The 6,145-nt window shown below is 67.7% G+C and carries 6 protein-coding genes; 5 read left to right on the top strand and 1 reads right to left on the bottom strand.

What is annotated here, in order from left to right:
- The first annotated feature begins 40 nt into the window (after nt 1-40).
- Genes coaD through argA form a run of 4 tightly spaced genes read left to right on the top strand, consistent with a single transcriptional unit; the run spans nt 41 to nt 4,411 of the window.
- Nucleotides 41-547, top strand: coding sequence for a pantetheine-phosphate adenylyltransferase (gene coaD / locus VGI12_00560; protein HEY2431131.1), 507 nt, complete (start codon nt 41-43; stop codon nt 545-547).
- Nucleotides 548-550: 3 nt separating this feature from the next.
- Nucleotides 551-1,750, top strand: coding sequence for a pyridoxal phosphate-dependent aminotransferase (locus VGI12_00555; protein ID HEY2431130.1), 1,200 nt, complete (start codon nt 551-553; stop codon nt 1,748-1,750).
- Nucleotides 1,734-3,119, top strand: coding sequence for an FAD-linked oxidase C-terminal domain-containing protein (locus tag VGI12_00550; protein HEY2431129.1), 1,386 nt, complete (start codon nt 1,734-1,736; stop codon nt 3,117-3,119). Before VGI12_00555 ends, VGI12_00550 begins: the two co-directional genes overlap by 17 nt.
- Nucleotides 3,116-4,411 carry an amino-acid N-acetyltransferase gene (gene argA, locus VGI12_00545; protein HEY2431128.1) on the top strand — a complete coding sequence of 432 codons (1,296 nt, stop codon included), beginning with the start codon at nt 3,116-3,118 and terminating at the stop codon, nt 4,409-4,411. Before VGI12_00550 ends, argA begins: the two co-directional genes overlap by 4 nt.
- 202 nt (nt 4,412-4,613) lie before the next feature.
- Here the strand turns inward: argA and VGI12_00540 are convergent, their stop codons facing one another.
- The gene (locus tag VGI12_00540) at nt 4,614-4,982 is read right to left on the bottom strand and encodes a CoA-binding protein (protein ID HEY2431127.1); all 369 of its coding nucleotides are present in this window, start codon (nt 4,980-4,982) and stop codon (nt 4,614-4,616) included.
- Between the two features lie 31 nt (nt 4,983-5,013).
- On the opposite strand from VGI12_00540, the gene amrS reads away from it, so the two are divergent.
- Entirely contained in the window at nt 5,014-6,132 is a 1,119-nt protein-coding gene (amrS, locus tag VGI12_00535; protein HEY2431126.1) for an AmmeMemoRadiSam system radical SAM enzyme, read from the top strand.
- Nucleotides 6,133-6,145 lie beyond the last annotated feature (13 nt).

Genomic DNA, 6,145 nt, shown 5'->3' with positions numbered 1-6,145 from the left:
CGGCGCACGGTGAAAGCCGGGGACAGCGCCTTGTCTTTTTATGAACGCTGACAGGATCGCGATCTATCCCGGCTCGTTCGACCCGCTGCACAACGGTCACGTCGACATCATCCAGCGCGGCTCGCGGCTGTTCGACCGGATTGTCGTCGCCATCCTCCTCAACATCGAGAAGGCGCCGCTCTTCAGCGTGCAGGAGCGCGTCGACCTCGTCCGCGACGTCTTCCGCGACAATCCCAATGTCGAGGTGGACACCTTCGACGGCCTGCTGGTCGAGTACGCTCGCCGCAAGGGGGCCGGCGTGATCGTGCGCGGACTGCGCGCCGTGTCGGACTTCGAGTACGAGATGCAGATGGCGCTCATGAACCGCCACCTCAATCCTGTCGTCGAAACCGTGTTCATGATGCCGTCGGAAACCTATACCTACGTGAGCTCGCGGATCGTCAAGGAGGTCGTCGCGCTGGGCGGCTCCGTGACCAACCTCGTGCCGACGATTGTCGAATCCCGGCTCCGCGACAAGCGGCTCGGCCGGCAGACCTTGAGGGCCTGATCGATGGAACTCGCCGCCCGCACCGCCCGGATTGCCATGTCGCCGACGATGAAGGTCACGGCCGACGCGCTGAAGATGAAGGCCCAGGGGATCGACATCGTCGACTTCGGCGCCGGCGAGCCGGACTTCCCGACCCCGCCGCACGTCTCGGCCGCGGCCCACCGCGCCATCGACGACAACTTCACGAAGTACACCACCAACTCCGGCACCGAGGATCTCAAGAAGGCGATCGTCGAGCGGCATCGCCTCGACAACGGCGTCGAGTACTCGACCGCGGAAGTGATCGTCAGCGCCGGCGGCAAGCAGGCTCTCTACAACAGCATCCTGGCGCTCTTCGGCCCGGGCGACGAGGTGATCACCCACATGCCCGGCTGGCCGACGCTGGTCGAGCAGGTCAAGCTCGCCGAAGCGACGCCGGTCATCGTCCGGACGCACGTCGAGAACGGCTTCACCGTCACGGCCGACGCGATCCTCGGCGCCGTCACGCCGCGCACGAAGGGGATCATCATCAACTCGCCCGGCAACCCGACCGGCGCGCTCATCTCCGAGGCCGACGTCGCGGCGATCGCTGACGTCGCGGCCAAGCGCGGCATCTGGGTGCTGCTCGATCTCTGCTACGACCGGCTCGTCTACGATCCCGTCCCGCACAACATCATCGGCGTGCTCTCGAACCGACTGCGGGAGCGCGCCGTGCTTTGTGGCTCGGCCTCGAAGGCGTACGCGATGACGGGGTGGCGCTGCGGCTGGGTCGTCGGGCCGAAGAGTCTGATCGGCGCCTGCAACGCCATCCAGAGCCACTCGACCTCGAACGCCTGCTCGATCTCGCAGCGCGCCGCCGAAGCGGCGCTGCGCGGCCCGCAGGGCTGCGTCACCGAGATGCTCGACGAGTACCGGCGGCGCCGCGATCAGCTCTCGATCTGGCTGTCGGCCGATCCGCGCATGCGGATGGTCAAGCCGGCTGGCGCCTTCTACATGTTCCCGGACGTCTCCGAATTCCTGTCGCCGGACGGCATCCGCACGTCCGGCGAACTGGCGGCGGCGCTCCTCAGCGAAGCGCACGTCGCGCTGACGCCGGGGGAGGCGTTCGACGCGCCCGGTTTCCTGCGCATCTCATACGCCACGTCGTTGAAGGAATTGGAGCGCGGCTCACAGCGCATTCTCGAGTTCCTGGCGAGCCGTTCGGTTCGTGCCGCTTCAGTCTGATCTGCTCGACGCCCTGCGCGACGTGGTCGGCGCGGCACACGTCCGCTTCGACCCGGTCTCGCTCGAGATCTACGGCGCCGACGCGCTGAAGCGCGGACATCCGCCCGATGCGGTCGTCCTGCCCGACGGCGCCCACCAGGTGGCGGCCATCGTCCGGCTGTGCGCTGCGCGCGGCGTCCCGTTCGTGCCGCGCGGCGGCGGGACGGGGTACACCGGCGGTGCGGTGCCGGTTCGCGGCGGCCTCGTCATCTCGATGGAGCGGATGAACCGCATCCTCGAGATCGACGAAGACAACCTGATCGCCGTCGTCGAGCCCAACGTGATCAACGGCGATCTGCAGGCGGCGGTGGAGAAGCTGGGCCTGTTCTATCCGCCCGATCCCGCCTCGCTCAAGACGTCGGTGATCGGCGGCAACGTGGCCGAGTGCGCCGGCGGACCGCGCGCGTTCAAGTACGGCACGACCAAGCAGTACGTGCTCGGCCTGCAGGCGGTGCTGGCCAACGGCGACATCATCGAGACCGGCGGCAAGACCGTGAAGAACGTCGTCGGCTACGACCTCACCCACCTGCTCGTCGGCTCCGAGGGGACGCTGGCGATCATCACCCGGATCATTCTCCGGTTGATTCCGAAGCCGCCGGCGCAGGCGACGCTGCGCGCGACGTTCGCGACCGTCGAAGCGGCGGCGCGGGCGGTGACCAACGTGATCGCCGCGCGCGTCATGCCGGCGGCGCTCGAGCTGATCGACGGCGACTCGCTCGAGGCGGTTGCGACGTATCTGAAAGGGGAGCGGCTGGCGCCACCGGGGACGGGGGCCCTCCTGCTGCTCGAAGTCGACGGCCTGGCCGAGGCGGTCGCCGAAGAAGCGCGCCGCGTCGAGCAGGCCTGCCGCGACGCGGGCGCGACCGAGATCCTGCGGGCTCGAGACACGGCCGAGCGCGAGAACCTCTGGCGCGTGCGCCGTGAGCTGTCCTTCTCGCTGAAGACGATCACGCCGATCAAGTTCAATCACGACGTCGTCGTACCGAAGGGTCGGATCCCGCAGCTGTTCGGGCTGGTCGGCCGGTTGAAGCGCGACTACCGGCTGCGCATCCCGGCCTTCGGCCATGCCGGCGACGGCAACATCCACGTCAACATCATGGTGACGCCCGGCGACGAAGATGAGCTGCGCCGCGCGCATGAGGCCGAGCGGGTGCTGTTCGAAGGGGTCGTGGCGCTCGAAGGGGCGATCAGCGGTGAGCACGGCATCGGCTTCGTGAAGGCGAAATACCTGTCGATCGGGCTCGACGAGGCGACGATTGCGGCGATGATGCGGGTCAAGCAGGCATTCGACCCGGCGGGGCTGTTGAACCCAGGCAAGATCTTTCCGTGAATCCAACCGACCTTCGCGGCATCCTCCAATACGTTCCGCGCTACCGCGAGCGGACGTTCGTGCTCGCCGTCGACGGCACGATCGTCACCGACGAGAACTTCGGGCGCATCCTGCTCGACGTGGCCGTGCTGCGGTCGCTGAGCATTCGCGTCGTCCTCGTGCACGGCGCCTCGGCGCAGATCGCCGAGCTCGGCGCGGCACGCGCCGTCGTGCCGAGCGACCTGGAGGGTGGGGGGATCACCGACGCCGCGACGCTCGAGCTGGCGCTGACGGCCTCGACGCGGCTCTCGCACGAGATTCTCGAAGGGCTCGCTGTCACCGACCTGCGCGCCGCGGTCACCAACGCCATCGTCGCGCATCCGGCGGGCATCCTGCACGGCATCGATCAGCAGTTCACCGGCCGCGTCGAACGGGTCGACGCCGAGATGCTGCAGGCACTCCTGGCGCAGGGCGTGGTGCCGGTGATCCCGCCGCTCGGCTTCGACGGCGACGGCCGCACCTATCGCGTCAACTCCGACGCTGCGGCCGTGGCCATCGCCGACGCGCTCAAGGCGATCAAAGTGATCTTTCTCACCAGCGCCAGCGGACTGTTCGTGCGCGGCGAACTGCTGCGCCAGGTGAGCGCCGACGATCTCGAGGCGACCTTCAAGCAGCGCCGCGACGAGATCCTGCCCGAGAGCCTGTCGAAGGCGCAGTGGGCGGTCGCCGCGTGCCGGGCCGGCGTCGAGCGTGTGCACATCGTCAACGGGCGGGAAGAAGAGGGGCTGCTGGCCGAAGTATTCTCCAACGAGGGAATCGGCACCCTGGTGCACGCCAACGAATACCGGCAGATCCGGCCGGCCCGGAAGAAGGACGTGCAGGCGATCCAGGCGCTGATCCGACAGGGCGTCGAGGCAGGCGAGCTCGTCGAGCGGACGCGCGCCAGCATCGAGCAGTCGATCGGCGACTACTACATCTTCGAGATCGACCGGAACCCGGTCGCGGCGGTCGCGCTGCACATCGATGCTGCGAGCCGGACGGGGGAACTGGCGTCGCTCTACGTGAGCCACGCCCACGAACATCAGGGGATCGGCCGTACGCTCGTGCAGTTCGTCGAGGCGCGCGCCCGGGAGCTGGGCCTGTCACGGCTGTTCGCGCTGTCGACGCAGGCCTTCACCTACTTCCAGTCGAAGGCCGGATTCGTGGAAGGCGCGCCCGACGACCTGCCGCCGGGGCGACGCGAGAAGTACGATCGGAGCGGCCGGCGATCGAAGGTCCTGGTCAAGCCGCTGAAGAGCTCGGCTACGACGTGATCGGCAGGCCTTCGGGATTGATCCTGGCGATCTGGGGTTCGAGGTTCATCGCCAGCCTGCTATACGGCGTCGTGCCGACGTCCTCTCAAATGCCGCCGCCGCGATCCTGATCGTGGCGAGCGGGCTCGCCGCCGCGCTCATGCCGGCCGTCCGGGCCGGCCGCGCCGATCCAATCGCCGCACTGCGCGCGGAGTAGAGGCGCTCAGCCGCCCCAGGGGGACTCGCCGATCCCCATGATCGAGCACGCCACGATCACGTTGAGCCCGAGCGCTCGGGCTCGCTCGAGCACGGCGTCCTCGTCGGCGCCAGGATTCAACCAGATTTCAGGCACCCCCTTCTTGGCGAGGTCGTCGAGGATCTTCACGCCGATGTGCCCCGGCACGTAAACCGTCGCCATGTCGATTGCTTCCGGCACGTCGAGCACCGAAGGATACGTCTTGTGGCCCTCCACCTCGGCTTCGTTGGGATTGATCGCCAGGACCTTGTAGCCCTGCCGTTCGAAGGCGCGCAGCGCCCGATTGCCGAACTTGGCGCGATTGGACGAGGCGCCGATGACCGCGACGGTCTTCATGCCTCGATTGTAACTGGCATAATGGGGCCGTATGGCCACGCTTACCGAAGTGCTGGCCGAGCGGACCACGGAAGCGGCGTCCGAGCTGGTCGAGCCGATCGCGAGAGATCGAATCCGCTGCTACGCCTGCGGGCACGCGTGCCCGATTCCCGAGGGTGCGTCCGGCGTCTGCAAGGTGCGATTCGTCGAGGGCGGACGGCTGCGCGTACCCTGGGGCTACGTCGGCGGCGTGCAGTGCGATCCGATCGAGAAGAAGCCGTTCTTCCACGCCCACCCGGGGGCGCTCGCGTATTCGTTCGGGATGCTCGGCTGCGACCTTCACTGCTCGTACTGCCAGAACTGGGTCACGTCGCAGGCCCTCCGCGATCCGAACGCGACTGCGCCGCCGTCCGACGCGTCGCCCGCCGCGCTCGTCGCCGACGCCCGCCGCCTCGGCGCGCGGGTGGTCGTCTCGACCTACAACGAGCCGCTCATCACCGCGGAGTGGGCCGTCGAGATTTTCCGGCACGCGCGCACTGCCGGACTGATGACGGGCTTCGTCTCCAACGGCAACGGCACCGATCGGGTGCTGAGCTACATCAGGCCGTACATCGATCTCTATAAGGTCGATCTCAAGAGCTTCGACGATCGGCACTACCGGCAGCTCGGCGGCCGGCTTGATCCGATCCTGTTCACGATCCGTCGGCTGCACGAGATGGGTGTATGGGTGGAGCTCGTCACGCTGCTGATTCGAGGCTTCAACGACAGCGACGACGAACTGAGGCGGCTGACGGCGTTCGTCGCGTCGGTGTCGCCGCTGCTGCCCTGGCACGTGACCGCGTTTCACAAGGACTACCGGATGAGCGATCCCGAGAATACGACGCCCGAGATGCTGATGCGGGCGGCGGCGTTTGCGCAGGATGCCGGTTTGAAATACGTCTATGCCGGCAACCTGCCAGGCCACGTCGGAGATCTCGAGAACACGCGCTGCCATCAGTGCTCGGCGCTGCTCGTCGAGCGCTATGGATACCTGGTTCGCTCCTACCGGATCACGTCGTCTGGCGCGTGTCCCGATTGCGGCACGGCGATTCCCGGCCGCTGGGGGGCCGCCTTCGAAGGGCAGATCGCCTCGTCACCGTTCCTGCCGGGGCGGCGCCTGCGAGTGCTTTAGTACGCGCGTGACA

This window comes from Vicinamibacterales bacterium (assembly GCA_036496585.1).
Taxonomy (GTDB): Bacteria; Acidobacteriota; Vicinamibacteria; order Vicinamibacterales; family 2-12-FULL-66-21; genus JAICSD01.
This window is presented reverse-complemented; position numbering and strand designations above follow the sequence as displayed.

Excerpts from the sequence above, each read along its gene's own strand:
- coaD (HEY2431131.1), top strand. The coding sequence starts at position 41 with ATGAACGCTGACAGGATCGCGATCTATCCCGGCTCGTTCGACCCGCTG.
- VGI12_00555 (HEY2431130.1), top strand. The coding sequence starts at position 551 with ATGGAACTCGCCGCCCGCACCGCCCGGATTGCCATGTCGCCGACGATG.
- VGI12_00540 (HEY2431127.1), bottom strand. The coding sequence starts at position 4,982 with ATGAAGACCGTCGCGGTCATCGGCGCCTCGTCCAATCGCGCCAAGTTC.
- amrS (HEY2431126.1), top strand. The coding sequence starts at position 5,014 with ATGGCCACGCTTACCGAAGTGCTGGCCGAGCGGACCACGGAAGCGGCG.